Source organism: Plantactinospora sp. B24E8 (assembly GCF_039871735.1).
GTDB lineage: Bacteria > Actinomycetota > Actinomycetes > Mycobacteriales > Micromonosporaceae > Plantactinospora.
In genome coordinates, this window is sequence record NZ_JBDPMH010000023.1 from 1 (window position 1) to 20596 (window position 20596).

The window sequence follows — 20596 nt, forward strand, 5'->3', positions numbered from 1 at the left end:
ACGGCAAGCCACTCGCCGCGCACCTGCGGGAACAGTTGCGGGCGGCCGGCGCCCGGGACGTCGTACTCACCGATGACCTGGCCGAGGTGGCGGTGCTCGCCTACCGGGTCCAGGGCTACCTGCGGGAGTGCCTCGACTCGATTCTCGACCAGCCGGTCCGGGACATCGAGGTGATCGCGGTCGACGACTGCTCCCCGGACAGCTGCGGCGAGATCATTACCGAGTACGCCGCCCGCGACCCCCGGGTCCGGGCGGTCCGCCTCGACACCAACGTCGGGCTCGGCGAGGCCCGCAACATCGGCCTCGACCGGGCCACCGGCGAGTACGTCTGGTTCCTCGACAGCGACGACTGGCTGGCCGAGGGCTGCCTGCCGGTGGTGGCGGAACGGCTGCGCCGGGCCGACCCGGAGGTGCTGGTCGTCGACCACGTGCGGGCGTACTGGAACAACCGGACGCTCGGCAGCGCGATGACCCGTACCGTGCCGGACAGCGGGGAGCGGGTCTTCACCGTCCGGGACCGGCCCGAGGTGCTGGGCGTCCTGCACACCGCCTGGAACAAGGTGGTCCGTCGACGTTTCCTCACCGACCTCGGTCTGCGCTTCGGCCCCGGCTGGTACGAGGACGTGTCGTTCAGCTATCCGGTACTGCTCGCCGCCGAGCGGATCAACGTACTGGACCGGGTGTGTGTGCACTACCGGCAGCGGCGGGCCGGCGCGATCACCGGTACCCGCGACGACCGGCACTTCGAGGTCTTCCCGCACTGGCGGCGGGTCTTCGCGTTGATGGACCGGTGGGGACCGGCGTACGACGACCTCCGCCCGTTGATCTTCGAACGGATGGTCTGGCACCAGTTGATCGTGCTCGGCAACGGTCGACGACTCTCCCCGCGACTGCGCCGGGACTTCTTCGACCGGGTGGTCGCCGACTACCGGCGCTTCCGGCCGGCCGGGGGATACCGGCGGCCGGGCGGGGCGGAGGGGGTGAAGCACCGGCTGGTGGCCGGCGGCCACTGGTGGGCGTACCTGCTGTTGCGCGCCCTGCACCGGTCGCGGAGCACGCTGGCGGGCCGGTCCCGCTGGGTGGTGCCACTGGCCACCCTGACCGGACGCCGCTCGGAACCGGCAAATAGCCGGCCGGAACCGACGGGGGACCGGCCGGGACTGCCGGGCAGCCGGCCGGAACCGACGGGGGACCGGCCGGGACTGCCGGAGAACGGGCCGGTGACGGTACGGCCGTCGAGGGCCCGCCGGCTGGTCGGGCTGGGCCGGGCGGGGCTGCGGCGGGCCTACTACGCCGCCCAGTTGCGTCGTCCGATCGACCCGACGCTGGCGGTGTACGCCGCGTACTGGTATCGCGGCTACGCCTGCAATCCGGCGGCGATCCACGCCGAGGCCCGTCGGCTCGCCCCGCACATCCGAGGTGTCTGGGTGGTACGTCGCGACCTGGCCGACACCCTGCCGCCCGGGGTGCCGTACGTGGTGGCCGGGACCCGGCCGTACCTGCGGGCCCTGGCCCGGGCCCGCTGGCTGGTCAACAACGTCAACTTCCCCGACTACGTCATGAAGCGGCGCGGCTCGGTGCACGTCCAGACCCACCACGGCACGCCGGTGAAGGTGATGGGGTTGGACCAGCAGCGCTATCCGGCCGGTGCGGTCGGACTCGACTTCCGCCGGTTGCTGCGCCGGATCGACCGCTGGGACTACAGCATCACCTCGAACAGCTTCTCCACCCAGATGTGGGACCGGGCCTACCCGGCCGGGTACGTCACCCTGGAGACCGGCTACCCGCGCAACGACCGGCTGGTGAACGCCACCCCGGCCCAGATCGGCGCGGTGCGGGACGCGTTCGGGTTCGGACCCGCCGACCGGGTGGTGCTCTACCTGCCGACGCACCGCGAACACCGGCCCGGTTACCGGCCGCCGTTCGAGCCGGCGGCGCTGCTCGACGTCCTCGGCCCGACCGGCCGGGTGCTGGTCCGGGGCCACTACCTCGACCCGACCGCCGGGCGCGCCGCCGCCGGGGCGCCGCCCGACCCGCCGGACGCCGTCGCCGGCTCCACCGGGGTCGTCGACCGGTCGGACGCCGGCACCGACGTGGGCCGGCTACGGGACGTGACCGGCCATCCCCGGGTGGAGGACCTCTATCTGGCGGCGGACGTGCTGATCACCGACTACTCGTCCGCGATGTTCGACTACGGCTGCCTGGACCGGCCGATCGTGATCTACGCGCCGGACTGGGCGGACTACCGACGGCAGCGGGGGGTGTACCTCGACATCCTGGCGGAGGCGCCGGGCGCGGTGGCGACGAGTTTCACCGAACTGCTGACCCGGTTCCGTACCGGAGCGGTGGACGATCCGGCGGCGACCCGGGCCCGGGACCGGTTCCGGCGGCGGTTCTGCGCCCTCGACGACGGCCGGGCGGCCGAGCGGGTGGTCCGGCGGACCCTGCTCGGCGAGCCGGACTGACCGGTCGGCGGGTCCTGCCGTGCCGGCGCTGGTCACCGTCGTCGTACCGGTCTTCGACGTCGAGGACTATCTGCCGGAGTGTCTCGACTCGCTGGCCCGGCAGACCTGGCGCGGGCTGGAGTTGGTGCTGGTCGACGACGGGTCCACCGACGGCAGTGCGGCGATCGCGGCCGGGTGGGCGGCCCGGGACGACCGGTTCCGGTTGCTCCGGCAGGACAACCGGGGGTTGGGCGCGGCCCGCAACGTCGGCCTCGACCACGGTACGGGCGAGTACCTGATGTTCGTCGACAGCGACGACGTGCTGCCGCCGTACGCGGTGGAGGTGCTGGTCGGGGCGCTGGAACGGACCGGTTCGGACTTCGCCTCCGGCAACGTGGCGCTGCTGACCGGACAGGGGCTGCGGCAGTCGTGGCTGCACCGGGGCACCCATCGCACGACCCGGCTCGGGATCAGCCTGCGGGACCAGCCGAACCTGGTCTACGACCGGCTGGCCTGCAACAAGGTGTTCCGCCGGTCGTTCTGGACCGGGCACCGGCTGCGCTTCCCGGAGGGGATCCGGTACGAGGACATCCCGGTGACGATCCCGGCGTACGCGGTGGCGCGCCAGGTCGACGTGCTCGACCTGCCGGTCTACTACTGGCGGCAGCGGCCGCCCGGCGCCGTCCGCTCGCTGAGCCAGCGCCAGGACGAGGTACCCAACCTGGTGGACCGGTTCGCCGCGGTGACGTCGGCGAGCCGGTCGCTGGCCCGGCTCGCCGAACCCGAGCTCAAACGGTGGTACGACGAGAGCGCGCTCCGCAGTGACCTGCGGATGTTCCTCGACCTGCTGCCCGTAGTCGACGACGCCTACCGCCGCCGGTTCCTCGACCTGACCGTCGACTTCCTGGCCGGGGTGGACGAGTCGGTCCTCGACCGGCTCGCTCCCCGGCTGCGGGTCGCCTGGCGGTTGGCCCGGGAGCGGGCGCTGCCGGAGCTGCTCGCGGTGCTGGCGGTCGGCCCGGCGGGGCAGCCGTCGACGGTGGTCCGTCGGGGGCTGCGCCGCTATCTGGACCTGCCACTGTTGGACGCCGGGCATCCGGCGGTGCCCCGGCGGGCGTACCGGGCGCCGGGCGGGGTGCGGACCGAGGTGCACGAGGCGCGCTGGGTCGGGAACCGGCTTCTGGTCCGAGGGCTGGCCTACGACGTGTCCCGGGGCGCCGCCCGGCCGTGGCAGCCGATCCGGCTGCTCTGGCTGCGTGCGCCGGCCCGCCGGTGGCGGCGGATGCTGCCGTTGCCGACTCGGGTGCATCCGACGGGCGGGGTGCATGCGACGGGCGGCACCGAGCCTCCGGGCGCCGACGGCCGGCAGCCCGGGGCGGGCTGGGCGGGTTTCTCGACCCTGGTCGACCCGCGTCGGTTGCGGGGCCGGGGCGGCTGGGCCATCGGGGACTGGAGTTTCCTGGTGCTGCTGGTCGGTGCGGGTCGGCCGCGTCCGGGCATGCTGGCGGTCGGCGACGCCCGGCCGGCGCTGCCGGCCCGGTGGGTCGACGCCGGGGTGCGGGTGGTGCCGTTCGTCCGTTCCGGCCGGCTCTGGTTGCGGGTGGAGCGTCCGGGGGCCCGGGTGACCGGGGTACGGGTGGCGGAGAAGGCACTGCTGGTCGAGGGGGTGGCCGGGCGGAGGCCGGCGCCGGGGACGACGGTGTGCCTGAGCCGGGTCACCGGGGTGGTGGGTCGGGCCTATCCGGTGCTACCGACCGGCGCCGGCCCGGTGGACGGGTGCTGGACGGCGCGGGTGCCGCTGGAGGATCTGGTCGCGGACAGCGGCCTGGTCGACGGGGACGCCCGGCCCGTCGGGGACGGCCCGGCGGCGACCGGCGGTCGCGCGGTGCTGGTCGGTGAGGCGGGGGCCGGGTGGCGGGTGGCGCTGGCCGAACCGGGGGCGGAGCCGGTCGAGTTGCCGGTGCCGGCGGACTTCACCGGAGTACGACAGGTGCTCGGCCCGGTGGAGCTGATGGCCCGGCCGACCGACGACGGCGTGTTGTGGTTGCGGGTGCTGCCGCCCGGTCCGGTTGCCGCCGGGGCGGAGTTGGCCGACGGGACGCTGGTGCTGACCGGTGGCCTGCCGTCCGACGGCGAGGGCTGGGCCGAGCTGCGGATCCTGCTCCGCCACCGGGAGTCCGGTACGCCGACCGGCCCGCCGTTGCCGGACCTGGTGTTGCCGGCCGAGGTCCGGGGTGCGTGGTGGTCGGTCCGGATTCCGTTGACCGGGGCGGACGGGCCGGCGGACGGGGACTGGGTGCCGCTGTACCGGCGACGATCCGACGAGATGCCGGTTGACCTGCCGTTCGACGTTTCCGCGCGGCGGATGCTGCCCCGGGACGTCAACGTGGGGATCCGTCGGCTGGAGCTGCTGCCCGACCGGGAGCGCGAGGTGGTCCGGCTGGGCCCGCGGCCGGCCTGAGGCGGCTGCGGCCACGGACGGGGGCGGTCAGCGGCTGACGGCCCGAGGCGGCTGCGGCTCAGCAGTCGGGCAGGTGTTCCCGGGCCCAGGCGGAGACGCCGTCCAGGGCCGGGATGAGGGCCTGGCCCCGGGGGGTCAGCTGGTAGGAGACCGCGACGGGTGGTCCCGGGTCGACGTTCCGGGCGATGAGCCCGTTCTCGGTCAGTTCCGACAGGCGGTCGGAAAGCACCGAGTCGCTGACCCCTTCGATCGACCGGGACAGTTCCCGGAACCCGGCCGGGCCGGAGCTGAGGCTGCCCAGGACGAGTGCGGTCCAGCGCTTGCCGAGCAGCGAGAAGGCCCGGGCCAACGCGGCGTCGGCGCGGGCGCAGCTCTCCGGCGTCTCGGCCGGGGTTCTCGCTGGCATGACCCCATGCTAGCCACGGAGGTAGCGCTCTTCTTTTCGAAGCGGCTAGTCTGGCGCTCACGACTTCGATTTTCCAAGGCCGAAAACGGGCCAGAAGGAGACAGACATGACCGAGCAGGCAGACAATCCGCCACACGTGGTGGTGGTCGGCGGCGGCTACGGCGGTATCAAGGTCGCGAAACAGCTCGACGACGTGGCCCGGGTGACACTGGTCGACCCGACCGAGGCGTTCGTGCACAACGTGGCGGCCTGGCGAGCGCTGGTCGAGCCCGAGTGGCTCGACCGGATCTTCTTCCGCTACGACCACCTGCTCAGGCGGGGACGGTTCATCCGGGACCGGGCGGTGGCGGTCGACGGCCGCCAGGTGACGCTCGGCTCCGGCGCCCGCCTGGAACCCGACTACCTGGTCCTGGCAACCGGATCGGCGTACCCGTTCCCGGCGAAGGTCGCCGACCCGGACGTGGAGACCGCCCGGGCCCGGCTCCGGACGGCGCACACCGAGCTGCGCGGCGCCGAGCGGGTGCTGCTCGTCGGGGCCGGCCCGTCCGGGCTGGAGCTGGCCGGCGAGATCAAGGCGTTCTTCCCGGAGAAGCGGGTGACCATCGTCGACGCCGGACCGGACATCCTGCCCGGCCCGTACGACCAGGAACTCCGTGACGAGCTGCGCCGTCAACTCGACAAGATGGGCGTGGAGCTGATTCTCGGCAGCCGGCTCCGGGCACTGCCGGCCGCCGAGCCGGCGACCCGGGCGGCGGTGGCGGTGACCACCGAGGCGGGCGAGGAACTGACCGCCGACATCTGGTACCGCTGCTTCGGGGTCGCCCCGGCCAGCGACTACCTCACCGGCGCGCTCGCCGAGGTCCGCAACGAACAGGGCTACCTGCGGGTCGACCCGCGGCTGCGGGTGCTCGGCCAGGACCGGGTCTTCGCGGTCGGCGACCTGACCGACGCCGACCTGAACATGGCAGGTCGGGCGAGCGCGCAGGCCGACCTGGTCGCCGCGAACCTCCGGCACCTGATCACCGGCGAGGGCGAGACCGCCGACTATCAGCCGATGCCGCCGGTCATCCTCGTGCCGCTCGGCCCGGAGGGCGGCGCGGGGCTGCTGCCCGGCATGGTCGAAGGGGTCGCCGGACCGGAGATCGCCGCCGACATCAAGGGTCGGAACATGCTGGTCGGTACGCTCGTGGAGCTGTTCGACGCGGCACCTGACGAGGTCGACTGACCCGCCCGGGGCGTTCGTACACATGTTCGTCCACAGCCTGTGGATGGAACATGTGTACGACCGGTCAGCTGGTGGGCGGGCCGGGCCGGCGCAGCCGCTGCCGGAGGCGGTCGGCGGCCAGTCCGGCGTACCGGTTCGCGACGAACCGGGTGGCGTTGGCCAGGGACCGGATCCCGCCCACCGGAATGGTCTCGACGCCGGCCATCGCGGCGCGTCGGGCCCGCTTGTCCGACCGGACGACCAGTCGGGGTCGGGGGGCCACCCACTGGCTCTCCGGCAGGCGTCGCAGGTCGCCGACACCGAGGTCGTCGCCGCTGACCCAGCGCCGGCCGGCCACCTCGGCGACCACCTGGTCCAGCGGCTCGTCTCCTCGACGCACCCGGGTGGCCCGGCTGACCGCCGAGGTACGCCAGAGCGTCACCGCGTCGTCCGGGGTAGCGGCACCGACCGGCAGTACCCGGACCAGGCCGACCTGCCACTCGTCGGCGACCGCCACCAGCCGCCGTACGGTGTCCGCGTCGACGCCGACCCACGGCGCGAGTTCCAGCAGGTACGGGGCGGGGAAGGCGGTGTCCGGCCGGGCCGAGGCCAGGGTCACCCGAGGCTCGGAGCGGTACGTCGCGGCGAGCAGCCGGCGTTCCAGCAGCGGGTCGGCGAGGATCGACCGGCGGTCGTCGGCGATCTCGGCCCAGTCGGCGACCAGGATCACCCGCAGGTCGGTCAGGTCACCGGCGAGCAGCCGGTCCACGCAGGTGCGGACCATCTCGTACGGCCCGTCGGCCGGGACCACCGCGACGACCAGCGGCACCGCGAAGACCCGGTTCGCGGCCGGCCGCAGGTAGCGGGGCTGCGGCATCAGGTCGGCCAGGAACGGGCGGTTGTACCGGCGTAACGCGTCGCCCCTGGTCATCATGTGGGACGGGCCGAGGTGCCAGCTGCGGGCACGCGGTTCCGGGACGAAGACCGCGCCGGCCTGGGCGAGCCGGTAGCCGAACTCGGTGTCCTCGCCGAGCCGCAGACCGGGGTTCAGGCCGCCCGTCTCCGCGTACAGACTCCGGGAGAGGGCGGCGGTGGCGCCGACGTGGGCCCGGAAGTTCAGGTGGTCGCCGCCGCGCAACTGGTCGGTGTCGTTGATCAGGCGTTCGACGTACTCGTGGGGTTCGGTCTCCTCGAACCGGAACAGCCGGTCGACGGCCCCGGTGGCGCAGGCCTCGGCGACCTGTTCCGGGGTGACCGCCCAGCCGTGGTTGACGAACCGCTTGTACCCGAGGGTGACCACCTCGTCGCTGGCGTGCTGCCAGCGGACCTGCGCCGCGACGTGGTCCGGGAAGACGACCATGTCAGCGTCGAGCCAGTGCAGGATCTCGCCGTCACCCACCCCCGCGCCGACGTGCAACGCGTTCGCCCGCCCCCAGCCGGCGCCGTGCTCGTCGGCCCGGACCAGCCGGCAGTTCTCCGGGCGGATCTCCGGCAGCCGCAGCGGCGGGTCGCTGTCGTCGTCGACCACCACGACCTCGAAGAGTCCGGTCGGATAGGTCTGGTGCCGCAGCGCGGCCAGGGTGAGGTCGAGCGTCGACTGGCACTGGTACGCCGGGATGACCAGCGACACCGACCGGCTCGGCCGCCAGTCGTCCAGGGCCGGCGGGGCGAGCGGACTCCAGTCGTTGCGGAACAACCGGACCGGGGTGTGGGCCGGAGCGGCGGCCCGGCTGGGGGACGACAACACGTGCCACAGTGTAGTTATCTGACTGCGTAGCGCTGACGTTCTGTCGCCGCGCGCCGAGAGGTTGTCGGAATCCGATCCAGAAACCGCTACTGTAAGTGGCTTCACAATAGCGGCCCGTAGGCTGAGTTCTGTCACCAGTCGATGAGGGGGTCGGCTTGCCGACCAGCGACGAACCGGAGAAGTACCTGCGCTGGCGCGTGGTGGCCGGCGCGCCGCACCGCCGGCGGCACCGACGCTGGCCGGTCGCCATGCTGGGCTCCGGCCTGACCGGGGTACCCGGTCCGCCGGCCGGCGGCCGGAAGGCGGGGCCGGGCAGACCATGGCACCGGGTGTTCGTGGTCCGGATGGTCGTCGCCGCCGAATCGCTGAGCTGGCTGCGGCACCTGCTCGACCAGCCCGTCGCACAGGCCCGGGTACGTCAGGTCCGGATCGTCGTCGACGAGTGGCGGATCCCGCAACGGAGCTGGTCCGGACGACTGGGCCCGCTGCCGCACCTGCTCCACCAGCGGATCCGGCTGCCCCGGCAGGATCGGGGGCGGGCGGTCGTCGACCTCGAACTGCGCTGGTCCGTCCCGCTGCGTTCGGTGCTCGCCGCCGTCCTGCCGCTGCTCACCCCGGTACGGCCGCTGCCCGTACCGGCCGGGCCGGACGTGACCGCCCAGGACGTCGTACCCGACTGGCTGGGGGCGGGACCCCACCTCGCGGTCGTCACCGGCGACCTCACCGCCAACCCCGAGATCCGCCCGTACGACCTGGTGCTGCGCCCCGACGACCGGACGCCGCCACTGGCCGGGCCGGACCGGGGTGGCGCCACCGGGTCGGCAACCGAAGGCGGCGGTGTGCCGGTGGAGGAGCAGTACCGGGCGTTGCTGGTGGTCGATCCGGGACCGGTGCTGCTCGACGTCGAACACGCCGTACCCGTCGGACGGTACGGGCCGTTCGGGCCGGACGTACCCCGGGCAGAACTGATCTTCCCGGTGGCTTCGGCGGCGCCCGGCTGGCGGATCGTCGGCCCGGACGGACTCGACCTGAACGGCCCCCCGGACCGTGCCTGGCTGACCGAGCGGGAGTCGGCGGCACTGGCCGGGATCGGGCTGCTCGAGTGCCGGTCGGTGCCGGGTCGACGGCCGGCCCGGGAGGCGGCGCTGCTGCTGCGGCTGATCGCGGCCGGGATCCCGGTACACACGACGGAACTGCCGCCGGCCGCCCGGGCACACCTCGCCGCCGAGGTCGCCGACCTGATCGCCGGCGACCTGCCCGACCGGTACGCGACACCGCTGGACTGGGAGATCCGCGCGGTCCGGCAACGCCGGGCGGTACTGCGCCGGCACGGTCGGGCCTTCGCGCTGACCGGGTTGGCCGGCCCGGCCTTCCCGGGGCTGCCCACGGTGCCCCCGGTCTCGGCGCTGCTGGTCACCCGGCGGCTGGCGCAGGTGCCCGAGGCGGTCGCCGCGATCGAGGCACAGAGCTATCCGAACCTGGAGATCGTGCTCTGCCTGCACGGCGTGACCCTCCCCGCCGACCTGCGGTCCCGGCTGGCCGACTGCCGCCGCCCGCTGGAGATCCACGAGGTGCCGGCCGGGCACAGCTTCGGCGCCGTGCTGGGCGAGGCCACCGCCCGGGCCCGGGGCAGCCTGGTGACCAAGTTCGACGACGACGACACGTACGGCCCCGAACACGTCTGGGACCTCGTCCTCGCCCGGCACCACTCCGGCGCCACCCTGGTCGGCAAGGCCGCCGAGTTCGTGCACCTGGCGGCCCTGGACACCACCGTACGGCGGGACGCGGGCGCCCCGGAGAGCTTCACCACGGTGGTCGCCGGTGGCACGATGCTGCTCGCCCGGGGTGACCTGGAACAGGTCGGCGGCTGGCGCCCGGTGCCCCGGTCGGTCGACCGTGGCCTCATCGACCGGGTACGGCGGGCCGGTGGCCTGGTCTACCGGACGCATCCGCTCGGCTACGTCTACCACCGCCGCTCGACCGGGCACACCTGGGATCCCGGGCTGGAGTACTTCCTGCGGGGTGGGGGTGTGCAGTGGTCAGGTCTGCCCCGACACGCCGAGTTCGGTACCGGCCCGGCCGACGGGGCGGCCGGTCCCGGCAGCACGTCGGTCGGATCGGTCGGATCGGGCGGGTCACCGGTCGAGCCGGTCGGGTCCGGCGCGATGGGCGGATGACGGCGCGGCCGTCGGACCGGCCCGGACGGCCAGCCGGTCCGGACCGGGCCGACCCGACAGCGGGCCGGCCCGCCGGTCAGCAGGACCGGGCCGCCCCGGCAGCCGGCCGGGCCGGGGCTGACCGGTCGACGCTCTCGGCGTACCTGGTGCTGTCGGGGTTGGCGGTGCTCGGGGCGGTCGCCCTGAGCCTGCGCCAGCCGTGGGGCGCGGACTTCGGGCTGCACGTCGCGACGGTCGGCCGACTCGCCGACGACCTGGGGCACCCCGGCAACCCGATGGTCGACTCGACGGTCAACGGGCCGTACGCGACGCCGTACACCCTGCTGCTGGCGTTGGTCGCCAGGGTGACCGGCGCCCCGGCCGCCGTGGTGCTGAGCGCCGCCGCCCCGGTCAACCTGGCCCTGCTGCTGTACGGGCTGCGCCGGTTCGTCGGGCTGTTCAGCGCCGACCCGTGGGCGCCGGTGCTGGTCCTGTGTGCCGTCCCGCTGCTCTGGGGAACCGCCGTCCTCAGCTGGAGCGGGTTTCCGACCCTGCGCGGGCTGGTGCTGATCCTGCCGTACCCGGGCACCCTCGGGCTGGCCCTGCTGCTGCTCGGCTGGGTGGCGCTGGCCCGCGCCCTGGCCGCGCCGACGACCGGCCGGTGGATCTTGGTCGGCCTGCTCGGCGGGGCGTTGGTCCTGGTCCACCCGTTCACCGCGCTCGGCGCGGCGCTGGGTTCGCTCGCGCTGGTCGCCGGGCGGTTCGGCCGGACCCTGCTGGTGCGGCGCGCCGGCGAGACCCCGGTCCGGGCCGAGCTGCGCGGCCTGTCGGTCGCCGTCGTGGTGGCGGTGCTCGTCGCACTCGCCTGGCCGTACTTCCGGGTCACCGACCTGGTGACCCGGACCGGTGACCTTGATCCGATCCACCGGCCGCTCTACCTGGATCCGGTGGCCCGGTACGGCTTCGGCTTCCTGGTGGGGCTGCCCGCACTCGCGGTACGGCTGTGCCGGGACCGGCTCGACCCGTTGGTGCTGCTCTTCGGCCTGACCGGTGTTCCGGTGCTGGTCGGCGGGGTGACCGGTGGATACGCCCTGGGCCGGCTCTGGCCGATCGTGCTGCTCGGTCTGCAGGTGGCGGCGGCGGTGGAACTGGTCCGGGCGGTCCGGGCGGTCCGGCGCGCGACGGCGCCCCGGGTCTCCCTCCGTACCGGGGCGACCTGGTTGTGGGCGGCGACCGCGGTGGTCACGCTGCTGGCCGGGCTGGTCGTCCAGTACGGCAATCTGCTGCTGGTGCTGCCCCGGGAACAGCTCACCCCGGCCCGCCGGGCGGCGTACCGGGTGAGCGTGCCGTCCGACCACCGGTGGGTGGCCCGCCAGGTACGGCCGGACGCGGTGTTGCTCACCGCCGACCCGGTGGTGAGCCGTGCCCTGCTGCGGTACCGGATCCGCGCGGTCGCTCCACCGTGGCCGGATCCGCTGCTGCCGGACGAGCCCCGCCGCCGGGCCGACCAGGCGACACTGCTTGATCCGGCGACCCCGGTGCCGCGCCGGACCGTACTGCTCGCCGGATACCGGGTCGACTGGGTGCTGGCCCCGGCCGGCGGTTATCCGTGGCTCGACCGGTACGCGGTCCGGGTCGTACCCGGACCGGACGGCCGCCGGTTGGTCCGACTGCGCGTGCACTGAGTGCCCGCCAGGTAGTGGGACAGCGTGTCGAGAGGGTGATTCGTTTCAACCCGACGACCTCGGGTGCTTGACGATCGTGCAACTTTCACGCCGATTCCGGTAACCGTTGCGTCACAACGTGAACATGGCACGTTTACCCGATGGGCTTATGCCATGATCCTCGTCACAGTCATTCCGGGTTGGCCCATTACGCTGCGGGGAGGTGACGGTGACCACCGTCGCGCTCAAGGATGTCACCAAGGTGTTCCCGGACGGGACAGTGGCGGTGGACAAGGTGAGTCTCGACGTCAACGACGGCGAGTTCATGGTGCTGCTCGGACCCTCGGGCTGCGGAAAGTCCACCGTACTGCGCATGGTCGCGGGCTTGGAGGACCCGACCAGCGGTGCCGTGCTGCTCGACGGTGAACTCGCCAACGACCTGCCGCCACGGGACCGTGGAATCGCGATGGTCTTCCAGGACTTCGCGCTCTATCCACACATGTCGGTGGGAAACAACATCGCCTTTCCGCTGCGGCTGTCGGGTGTGGAGGAAACCGCCCGCGGTGAGCGGGTGGCGGACGTGGCGAACGCGCTCGGGATCGGCGACGTACTGGGCCGCAAGCCGAGCCAGCTCTCCGGCGGTCAGCGGCAGCGGGTGGCGATGGGACGGGCCATCGTTCGCCGTCCCGGTCTCTTTCTGATGGACGAGCCGCTGTCCAATCTAGACAGCGGGCTGCGGGCGGAACTGCGGGCGGAGATCTCCGGACTGGTCCGGGAGCTCGGGGTGAGCACGGTCTACGTCACCCACGACCAGGCCGAGGCGCTGACCATGGCGGACCGGGTCGCGATCATGCGCAAGGGGGTCCTGCAGGACGTCGGCACCCCGACCCAGGTGTACGGCCGGCCGGCGACCCTCTACGTCGCCGCGTTCCTCGGCAGTCCCCGGATGAATCTGCTGGAGGCGACGGTCTACGTCCACCTCGACCGGTACGTCACGCTCAACCTCGGGGAGCAGGCGCTCTATCTGCCCTGGGACGACATCCGGGCCCGGGCGGTGGCGCACTACCACGGTGAGCGGATCGTGGTCGGGATGCGGGCCGAGGCGTTGACCCCGGTGGCCCCGGACACGGCGGGAGACGTGCTCCAGGGGCGGATTCGCTACTTGGAGCACCACGGGCACGAGTCGCTGGCGTTCCTCGACATCGGGGCGACGGCGATCGTCGTCGACGACCTCGGCGCCCCGGTGAGCGGCGACCGGGTCGGTGGTGCGGGACGGGGCATCCGGCGGCTGGGTCAGGTGATGCAGCGACTGACCGGCCGGGCCACCGCGTCGGCGCCGGTGCCGCCGCCGGGCCGGAACGGCACCCGGGACAGTGTGCTGAACGACCCGGGACGGCACCACCGCCGCCCCGCCGAACTGGCGGTACGGCTGGCGCCGTACCCGGCGGTCTCGGCCGGTCACCCGATGGCGGTCTCGGTACGGATGGACGCCGTGCACTTCTTCGACGAGCGGGGGGACCGCATCGACGTCGGCTGGCGCTGACAAGTTACCGACCGGTAGTGTGCGGCCATGTCCACTGACGTACAGCGGCTCGCCGCCGGGATGCTCGGTTCGGTGCCGTTCGCGCAGACCCTCGGCATCGAGTTCGTGGCGCTCACGGCGCCGGACTCCAGCGGGGCCCCGCAGGTCGTGGTCCGGCTGCCGGACTCGCCGGCGACCCGTAACCACGTCGGCGGGCCGCACGCCGGCGCGCTCTTCACCCTCGGCGAGACCGCGTCCGGCGCGGTGGTGCTGGCCGTCTTCGGTCAGCACTTCGACCGGGCCGTGCCGCTGGCGGTTCGGGCCGAGATCGGCTACCGCCGGCTGGCGATGGGACCGGTCCAGGCGACGGCGCGGCTCGGCCGGCCGGTTGCCGAGGTGCTGTCCGAACTGGACGCCGGGCGCCGACCGGAGTTCCCGATACTGGTCGAGATCGAGGCCGAGGAGAACCCGGACGGCGAGCCGACCACCGAACTGACCGTGCTCTGGACCCTGAAGCCGCTGTCCCGCCGACCCTGAAGGACCGCCGGGCACGGCTACGGGGCTCCCTGATCCCACCCTGACTTTCCGGCGTGGGTCTCGACGGCGGGCCAGATATGCAGACACCCTACATGTAGCGAAGCGCGCTATAGGAGGGGTGTGGATGTCCGGCACGGGGGCACGGCGATGGGTCAAGGTACTGGTCGGCACGCTGGCCGGCGTGCTGCTCATCTGCACCGGCGGGGCCGGACTCGGCGCCTGGGTCTGGACCCGCAGCGCCATCGACACCACCGGCCGCGTCGACTTCGTCAACCCGCTGGCGATTCCGCCGCTGGCCGGGTCCCGGATCGACGAACAGGGCCGCCGGGTCTTCGACCTGCGCGCCCAGCCCGGCCACCGGAACCTCCACCCGGGCGGCGCCACCCCCACCTGGGGCTACAACGGGGATTACCTGGGTCCGACCCTGCGGGCCGCACGCGGCGAACAGGTCGTGGTCAACGTCGTCAACGGCATCGGCGAACCGACGAGCGTGCACTGGCACGGCATGCACCTGCCGGCGGTGATGGACGGCGGGCCGCACCAGATGATCCGCCCCAACGCCACCTGGTCGCCGCACTGGACGGTCAACCAACCCGCCGCCAGCCTCTGGTACCACCCGCACCTGCACGGCGAGACCGAACGGCACGTCTACCAGGGACTCGCCGGCATGTTCATCCTGGACGACGAGATCTCCATGGGTCTGCCGCTGCCCCGACGGTACGGCGTCGACGACATCCCGGTGATCGTGCAGGACCGGAACTTCGACTCCGCCGGGCGGTTCGACGCCGGACGCGGGCTGCTCGGCGGGATCGGCGTACTCGGCGACACGCTGCTGGTCAACGGCACCGTCGGCCCGTACCTCGAGGTGGGCACGGAACGGGTGCGACTGCGGCTGCTGAACGGCTCCACCGCCCGGACGTACCGGTTCGGGTTCGCCGACGACCGGGAGTTCGCGCTGATCGGCACCGACGGCGGACTGCTGGCGGCGCCGCACCGGACCGACCGGATCCGACTCTCCCCCGGCGAGCGGGCCGAGATCGTGGTGCCGGTCCGGGCCGGCGAACGGGCGGTGCTGCGCAGCTACCCGCCGGAGCAGGGCCTCGACATCTTCGGCCAGCGGTTCACCGGTGGCGACGACCGGTTCGACGTACTCGAACTACGGGCCGCCGGCACCCTCGCCCCGGCCCCGGAGGTGCCGGACCGGCTCGCCCCGATCGACCGGCTCGACCCGGCCTCCGCCGCGACCACCCGGACCTTCACCCTCTCCGGGCGGGAGATCAACGACCACGACATGAGCCTCGACCGGATCGACTTCGCGGTCACCCGGGACACCACCGAGATCTGGGAACTCAACAAGCTGGACGGCACCTCGCACAGTTTCCACGTGCACGACGTCCAGTTCCAGGTCCTCTCGGTGGCCGGACGGGAACCGCCACCGGAACTGCGCGGCTGGAAGGACACCGTACTGCTGGAGACGAGGCGGCCGATCCGGATCATCGCCCGGTTCGCCGACCACGCCGACCCGAACGTGCCGTACATGTACCACTGCCACCTGCTCTACCACGAGGACCAGGGCATGATGGGCCAGTTCGTGGTGGTCGAGCCGGGCCAGCAGCCGGGCCGTCCGCCCGCCAACCCGCACCACCACGACTGAGTGCCACCCCGCCGGGCGGGTCAGCCGGCTGCCGGCGGGGTGAACTCGGGCCGGTCGAGGACCCGCAGCCAGGAGCCGTCCGGCTGTCGCCGGACCACCTGGGCGCGGGCCCCGGCACCGTCCCGGGGCGGCGTCGAGGTGAGCGCGAGGTCCCCGCTGACCAGCGTCGGCAACGGCTCCTCCGGTGCGAGACGCGGCCGGTTCGCCAGCACCCTCGCCCACAGGTCCCGGATCGCGGCCCGTCCGACGGTCACGCTCCCCGGCGGGTACGCCAACACGGCGTCCTCCTCGTACAGCGCGGCGACCCCCTCGGCGTCACCGGCGTTGGAGCGCTCGACAAAAAGCCGGGTCAGGTCTTCCGGGCGCATGGCCCGCTCGCGGTCCGCCACCGTACCGCCCCTCTCGTCACTGTCCACCGGGCAAGCCTGCGGCGCCCCGGATCAGAAGTCCAACAGCTTGTTCTGCTGAAAACTAGAATCTGCGGTTATGGAACTGCGGCAGCTGGAGTACTTCGTCGCCGTCGCCGAGGAGGCGAACTTCACCCGCGCCGCCGAACGCGTACGGATCAGCCAGTCCGGGATCAGCGCGCAGATCCGGCAGCTCGAACGGGAGCTCGGCGCGACCCTGGTCGACCGCTCCACCCGTACCGCGACCCTCACCGCCGCCGGTCGGGCCGCACTCGAACCGGCCCGGGCCGCGCTCGCCCACGCCGACGCGGTACGGCAGGCGGTCGGCGAGGTGACCGGCGTCATTCGGGGCGAACTCGGCATCGGCATGATCATCGGTTGCACCGTCGGGCCGTTCTTCGCCGCGCTCGCCGCGTTCCACCGGGCACATCCCGGGGTGACCGTGACGGTACGGGAGGACAACTCCGACCGGCTCGTCGACCAGATCCGCTCCGGCCGCCTCGATCTCGCCCTGGTCGGCACCGCGGACGCCGCCCCGGCCGGGCTGACCACCCGCACCATCGTCAGCGAGCGTCTGGTCGCCGTCGTACCACCGGACCATCCGCTCGCGGACCGGCGGACGGTGACCCTCGCCGACCTCACCGAGCACGCCCTGGTCTGCCTGCCGGAGGGGACCGGCATCCGCACCGTCCTGGACCGCGCCTGCGCCGCCGCCGGACTCCGGCCGACCGTCGGATTCCAGGCCAGCGCCGGCGACGCGATCGCCGACCTCGCCGCCCGGGGCCTCGGGGTGGCGGTGCTCAGCGAGTCGATGGCCCACGGCCACCGGGACCGGCTGACCGCCCGGCTGATCGACGACGTCGAGGCGCCGGCCCGGCTGGCCCTGGTCTGGGCCGACCGGCCGCATCCCGCGCTGCGCAAGCTGCTCGGGCACCTCCGGGAGGCCTTCCCCGGCGCAGACCGCTGAACGTCGGCAGCGGTGGGGGCGGGCGGAGGGTGCCCTGCCGCGCCCCGGGGCGCCGCCCGGTCGGGCCTGGCGGGGGCGCGGCAACCGCTGGTCGGGCGACAACAAAGGGCCCCTTCCTGGCCGCTGTGCGTGCCGATCAAGGGCGCCGCGGTTAGGTTGGTAGGCGTGCTGGGCCTACCCGCTCATGTGACCGCCTGCCTGTTCGATCTGGACGGCGTGCTGACCCAGACCGCCCAGGTACACAACGCGGCCTGGGCGGAGACCTTCGACGCCTTCCTCCGGCAGCGCGCGAGCGCCACCGGAGAGCCGTTCCGGCCGTACGACCCCGGCGAGGACTACAACCGGTACGTCGACGGCCGCCCCCGGGCCGACGGGGTACGCACCTTCCTCGCCTCCCGGCGGATCGTGCTACCCGAGGGCCAGCCGGACGACCCGCCGACCGCCGCGACCGTCAACGGCGTCGGCAACCGGAAGAACGCCATCCTGCTCCGGCGGATCCACGACGACGGGGTGCGGGCGTACCAGGGGTCTATCGCGTACCTGAAAGCCGCCCAGGCCGCCGGGCTACGCCGGGCCGTCGTCTCGGCCAGCGCCAACGCCGCCGACGTGGTGGTGGCGGCCGGATTCGGGCCGTACGTGGAGGCCCGGGTCGACGGGGTGCTGGCCCGGGAGCGGGGACTGCGCGGCAAGCCACACCCGGACACCTTCCTGGCCGGCGCGGACCTGCTCGGGGTCCGTCCCGAGCAGGCGGCGGTCTTCGAGGACGCCCAGGCCGGAGTGGCGGCCGGCCGGGCCGGCGGGTTCGGGTTCGTGGTCGGGGTGGACCGGGTCGGCCAGGCCGACGAACTGCGCCGGCACGGTGCCGACGTCGTGGTCTCCGACCTCGCCGAGCTGCTGCACGCCGGAGAAGACGGCCGGGCCAGCCAGGGCGGCGGCCGGGCCAGCCAGGGCGGCGGCCAGGTCAGCCAGGGCGGCCCGGCCGGTCCCCGGCCCGGCGCCGACCCGGAGGTGGCCCGGTGATCCGCGAGCGGGCCTATCCGGTCGAGCCGTGGCACGTCCGGGAGACCCGGCTCGACCTGGACGTGCTGGCCCAGTCCGAGTCGGTCTTCGCCCTCTCCAACGGGCACATCGGGCTGCGCGGCAACCTCGACGAGGGCGACCCGCACGGGCTGCCCGGGACGTACCTGAACTCGTTCTTCGAGCTGCGTCCGCTGCCGTACGCCGAAGCCGGCTACGGCTTCCCCGAATCCGGCCAGACGATCGTCAACGTCAGCAACGGCAAGCTCATCCGGCTGCTCGTCGACGACGAGCCGTTCGACGTCCGGTACGGCGAACTGGTCAACCACGAGCGGGTTCTCGACCTGCGGGCCGGCACCCTGCAGCGGTGCGTCGAATGGCACTCCCCGGCCGGACGTGCGGTACGGGTCCGCAGCACCCGACTGGTCTCCTTCACCCAGCGGTCGGTCGCCGCGATCGAATACCGGGTCGAGCCGCTCAGCGGGCCGATGCGGCTGATCGTCCAGTCGGAGCTGGTCGCCAACGAGCAGTTGCCGTCGCAGAGCCGCGACCCCCGGGTGGCGGCGGTGCTGGAGTCGCCGCTGCGGGCCGAGGAACGGCTGGTGCACAGTGACGGCGGGCTGCTGATCCACCGCACCAAGGCGAGCGGGCTGCGGCTCGCCGCCCAGATGAGCCACGAGGTGTACGGGCCGGAGCGGAAGCTGATCGGCACCGAGGCGTACGAGGACTGGGCCCGGACCACCGTCACCTGCGTACTCCGTCCCGGCGAGGAGCTGCGGGTGGTCAAGTACGTGGCGTACGGCTGGTCCAGCCGGCGGTCCCGGCCGGCGCTGCGCGACCAGGTCGGGGCGGCGATCGCCGGCGCCCGGTTCTCCGGCTGGGAAGGGCTCTGCGCCGAGCAGCGGCACTACCTCGACAACTTCTGGGACGACTCCGACGTCCGGGTCGAGGGCGATCCGGAGGTGCAGCAGGCGGTCCGGTTCGGACTCTTCCACGTGCTGCAGGCCGGCGCCCGCGCCGAACTTCGGCCGATCTCGGCCAAGGGGCTGACCGGACCGGGGTACGACGGCCACGCGTTCTGGGACACCGAGCAGTTCGTGCTGCCGGTGCTGACGTACACCCTGCCGTCGGCGGTCGCCTCCGCGCTGCGCTGGCGGCACTCCACCCTGCACCTGGCCCAGGAGCGGGCCAAGACGCTGGGGCTGAACGGGGCGGCGTTCCCCTGGCGGACGATCCGGGGCCAGGAGACGTCGGCGTACTGGCCGGCCGGCACCGCCGGGTTCCACATCGCGGCCGACATCGCCGACGCGGTACGCCGGTACGTGCTGGCCAGCGGCGACACCCAGTTCGAGCGGGAGGTGGGGCTGGAGCTGCTGGTGGAGACCGCCCGGCTGTGGCGGTCGCTCGGCCACCACGACCGGCACGGCCGGTTCCACATCGACGGGGTGACCGGCCCGGACGAGTACACCGCGGTGAAGAACGACAACGTCTACACCAACCTGATGGCGCAGCGGAACCTGCTCGCCGCCGCCGACGCCGCCACCCGGTACGGCGAGGAGGCGTGGCGGCTCGGCGTCGACGACGAGGAGACCGCGTCCTGGCGGGACGCCGCCGCCGACATGTACGTCCCCTGGGACGAGGAGCTGAAGGTCCATCCGCAGGTGGAGGGCTTCACCCGGTACCAGGAGTGGGACTTCGTCGGCACCCCGCCGGACCAGTACCCGCTGCTGCTCAACTACCCGTACTTCGACCTGTACCGCAAGCAGGTGGTGAAGCAGGCCGACCTGGTGCTGGCGATGCACTGGCGGGGTGACGCGTTCACCGACGAGGAGAAGGCCAGCAACTTCGCCTACTACGAGCGGCGTACGGTCCGGGACTCGTCGCTGTCGGCCTGCACCCAGGCGGTGCTGGCAGCCGAGGTGGGGCAGCTCGAACTGGCCCACGACTATCTGGGCGAGGCCGCCCTGATGGACCTGCACGACCTCAACCAGAACACCCGGGACGGGGTGCACGTGGCGTCGCTCGCCGGGGCCTGGATCGCCCTGGTCGCCGGCTTCGGCGGGCTGCGCGACCACGACGACGTGCTCTGCTTCAAGCCCCGGCTGCCGAGCCGGATCGACCGGCTGGAGTTCTCGCTGCGCTGGCGGACCGTGCACCTGCGGGTCGACGTACGCCAGCACGAGGTGACGTACGCGCTACGCGACAGCGACCACCCGGACGCGGTGATGGAACTGACCCACCACGGCGAACTGGTCCGGGTCACCTGCGACGACCCGGTGACCCTGCCGGTGCCGCCGATGCGGCCGACCGGGCCGCAGCCGGCCCAGCCGGACGGCCGGGCCCCGGTGCGCCGGGCGACCGAGAGCGAGCCGTAGGCCGCCCGGCCGGGTGTCGCGTCGGCGCCGCCGTA

The 20596-nt window shown here is 73.3% G+C and carries 14 protein-coding genes; 11 read left to right on the forward strand and 3 right to left on the reverse strand.

Annotated features, from left to right (window positions below; translation table 11 throughout):
- The first annotated feature begins 86 nt into the window (after nt 1-86).
- On the forward strand, nt 87-2465 hold the full coding sequence (locus ABGB21_RS25995; RefSeq protein WP_347680050.1) for a bifunctional glycosyltransferase family 2 protein/CDP-glycerol:glycerophosphate glycerophosphotransferase: 2379 nt from the start codon (nt 87-89) through the stop codon (nt 2463-2465).
- A gap of 19 nt (nt 2466-2484) precedes the next feature.
- On the forward strand, nt 2485-4905 hold the full coding sequence (locus tag ABGB21_RS26000; protein ID WP_347679972.1) for a glycosyltransferase family 2 protein: 2421 nt from the start codon (nt 2485-2487) through the stop codon (nt 4903-4905).
- Between the two features lie 58 nt (nt 4906-4963).
- On the opposite strand, the gene ABGB21_RS26005 is transcribed toward ABGB21_RS26000, so the two are convergent.
- Nucleotides 4964-5311, reverse strand: coding sequence for a helix-turn-helix domain-containing protein (locus ABGB21_RS26005; protein ID WP_347652695.1), 348 nt, complete (start codon nt 5309-5311; stop codon nt 4964-4966).
- A 106-nt stretch (nt 5312-5417) separates the two neighbouring features.
- Between ABGB21_RS26005 and ABGB21_RS26010 the strand changes: the two genes are divergently transcribed.
- Nucleotides 5418-6536, forward strand: coding sequence for an FAD-dependent oxidoreductase (locus tag ABGB21_RS26010; RefSeq protein WP_347652694.1), 1119 nt, complete (start codon nt 5418-5420; stop codon nt 6534-6536).
- A gap of 64 nt (nt 6537-6600) precedes the next feature.
- Here the strand turns inward: ABGB21_RS26010 and ABGB21_RS26015 are convergent, their stop codons facing one another.
- A complete protein-coding gene (locus tag ABGB21_RS26015) occupies nt 6601-8262 on the reverse strand; it encodes a glycosyltransferase (RefSeq protein WP_347652693.1) in 1662 nt (553 codons plus the stop codon).
- A 155-nt stretch (nt 8263-8417) separates the two neighbouring features.
- Here ABGB21_RS26015 and ABGB21_RS26020 point away from each other — a divergent pair, with 155 nt between their 5' ends.
- The 5 genes from ABGB21_RS26020 to ABGB21_RS26040 all read left to right on the forward strand — a co-directional run bounded on the left by ABGB21_RS26020 (nt 8418) and on the right by ABGB21_RS26040 (nt 15795).
- Nucleotides 8418-10439 (forward strand): glycosyltransferase, encoded by a 2022-nt coding sequence (locus tag ABGB21_RS26020; protein WP_347652692.1) that lies wholly within the window; start codon nt 8418-8420, stop codon nt 10437-10439.
- Entirely contained in the window at nt 10436-12103 is a 1668-nt protein-coding gene (locus ABGB21_RS26025) for a hypothetical protein (protein WP_347679974.1), read from the forward strand. The genes ABGB21_RS26020 and ABGB21_RS26025 overlap by 4 nt, the downstream gene beginning before the upstream one ends.
- A 208-nt stretch (nt 12104-12311) precedes the next feature.
- Nucleotides 12312-13625 (forward strand): ABC transporter ATP-binding protein, encoded by a 1314-nt coding sequence (locus ABGB21_RS26030; RefSeq protein WP_347652863.1) that lies wholly within the window; start codon nt 12312-12314, stop codon nt 13623-13625.
- Nucleotides 13626-13652: 27 nt separating this feature from the next.
- Entirely contained in the window at nt 13653-14141 is a 489-nt protein-coding gene (locus tag ABGB21_RS26035) for a DUF4442 domain-containing protein (protein ID WP_347652690.1), read from the forward strand.
- 124 nt (nt 14142-14265) lie between these two features.
- A complete protein-coding gene (locus tag ABGB21_RS26040) occupies nt 14266-15795 on the forward strand; it encodes a multicopper oxidase domain-containing protein (protein ID WP_347652689.1) in 1530 nt (509 codons plus the stop codon).
- A 20-nt stretch (nt 15796-15815) separates the two neighbouring features.
- Here the strand turns inward: ABGB21_RS26040 and ABGB21_RS26045 are convergent, their stop codons facing one another.
- Entirely contained in the window at nt 15816-16163 is a 348-nt protein-coding gene (locus tag ABGB21_RS26045) for a nuclear transport factor 2 family protein (protein WP_347652862.1), read from the reverse strand.
- 118 nt (nt 16164-16281) lie between these two features.
- On the opposite strand from ABGB21_RS26045, the gene ABGB21_RS26050 reads away from it, so the two are divergent.
- From ABGB21_RS26050 to ABGB21_RS26060, 3 genes are all read left to right on the forward strand, one after another.
- Nucleotides 16282-17169, forward strand: a complete 888-nt coding sequence (locus ABGB21_RS26050; protein ID WP_347652688.1) for a LysR family transcriptional regulator — start codon at nt 16282-16284, stop codon at nt 17167-17169.
- Between the two features lie 165 nt (nt 17170-17334).
- On the forward strand, nt 17335-18189 hold the full coding sequence (locus tag ABGB21_RS26055; RefSeq protein WP_347679976.1) for a beta-phosphoglucomutase family hydrolase: 855 nt from the start codon (nt 17335-17337) through the stop codon (nt 18187-18189).
- Nucleotides 18186-20561 (forward strand): glycoside hydrolase family 65 protein, encoded by a 2376-nt coding sequence (locus ABGB21_RS26060; RefSeq protein WP_347679978.1) that lies wholly within the window; start codon nt 18186-18188, stop codon nt 20559-20561. Before ABGB21_RS26055 ends, ABGB21_RS26060 begins: the two co-directional genes overlap by 4 nt.
- The last annotated feature ends 35 nt before the right edge of the window (nt 20562-20596 follow it).

What these genes read in the sequence shown, in the direction of transcription:
- ABGB21_RS26040 (WP_347652689.1), top strand. Translation starts at nt 14,266, where the DNA reads ATGTCCGGCACGGGGGCACGGCGATGGGTCAAGGTACTGGTCGGCACG.
- ABGB21_RS26010 (WP_347652694.1), top strand. Translation starts at nt 5,418, where the DNA reads ATGACCGAGCAGGCAGACAATCCGCCACACGTGGTGGTGGTCGGCGGC.
- ABGB21_RS26050 (WP_347652688.1), top strand. Translation starts at nt 16,282, where the DNA reads ATGGAACTGCGGCAGCTGGAGTACTTCGTCGCCGTCGCCGAGGAGGCG.
- ABGB21_RS26025 (WP_347679974.1), top strand. Translation starts at nt 10,436, where the DNA reads ATGACGGCGCGGCCGTCGGACCGGCCCGGACGGCCAGCCGGTCCGGAC.
- ABGB21_RS26035 (WP_347652690.1), top strand. Translation starts at nt 13,653, where the DNA reads ATGTCCACTGACGTACAGCGGCTCGCCGCCGGGATGCTCGGTTCGGTG.
- ABGB21_RS26005 (WP_347652695.1), bottom strand. Translation starts at nt 5,311, where the DNA reads ATGCCAGCGAGAACCCCGGCCGAGACGCCGGAGAGCTGCGCCCGCGCC.
- ABGB21_RS26045 (WP_347652862.1), bottom strand. Translation starts at nt 16,163, where the DNA reads ATGCGCCCGGAAGACCTGACCCGGCTTTTTGTCGAGCGCTCCAACGCC.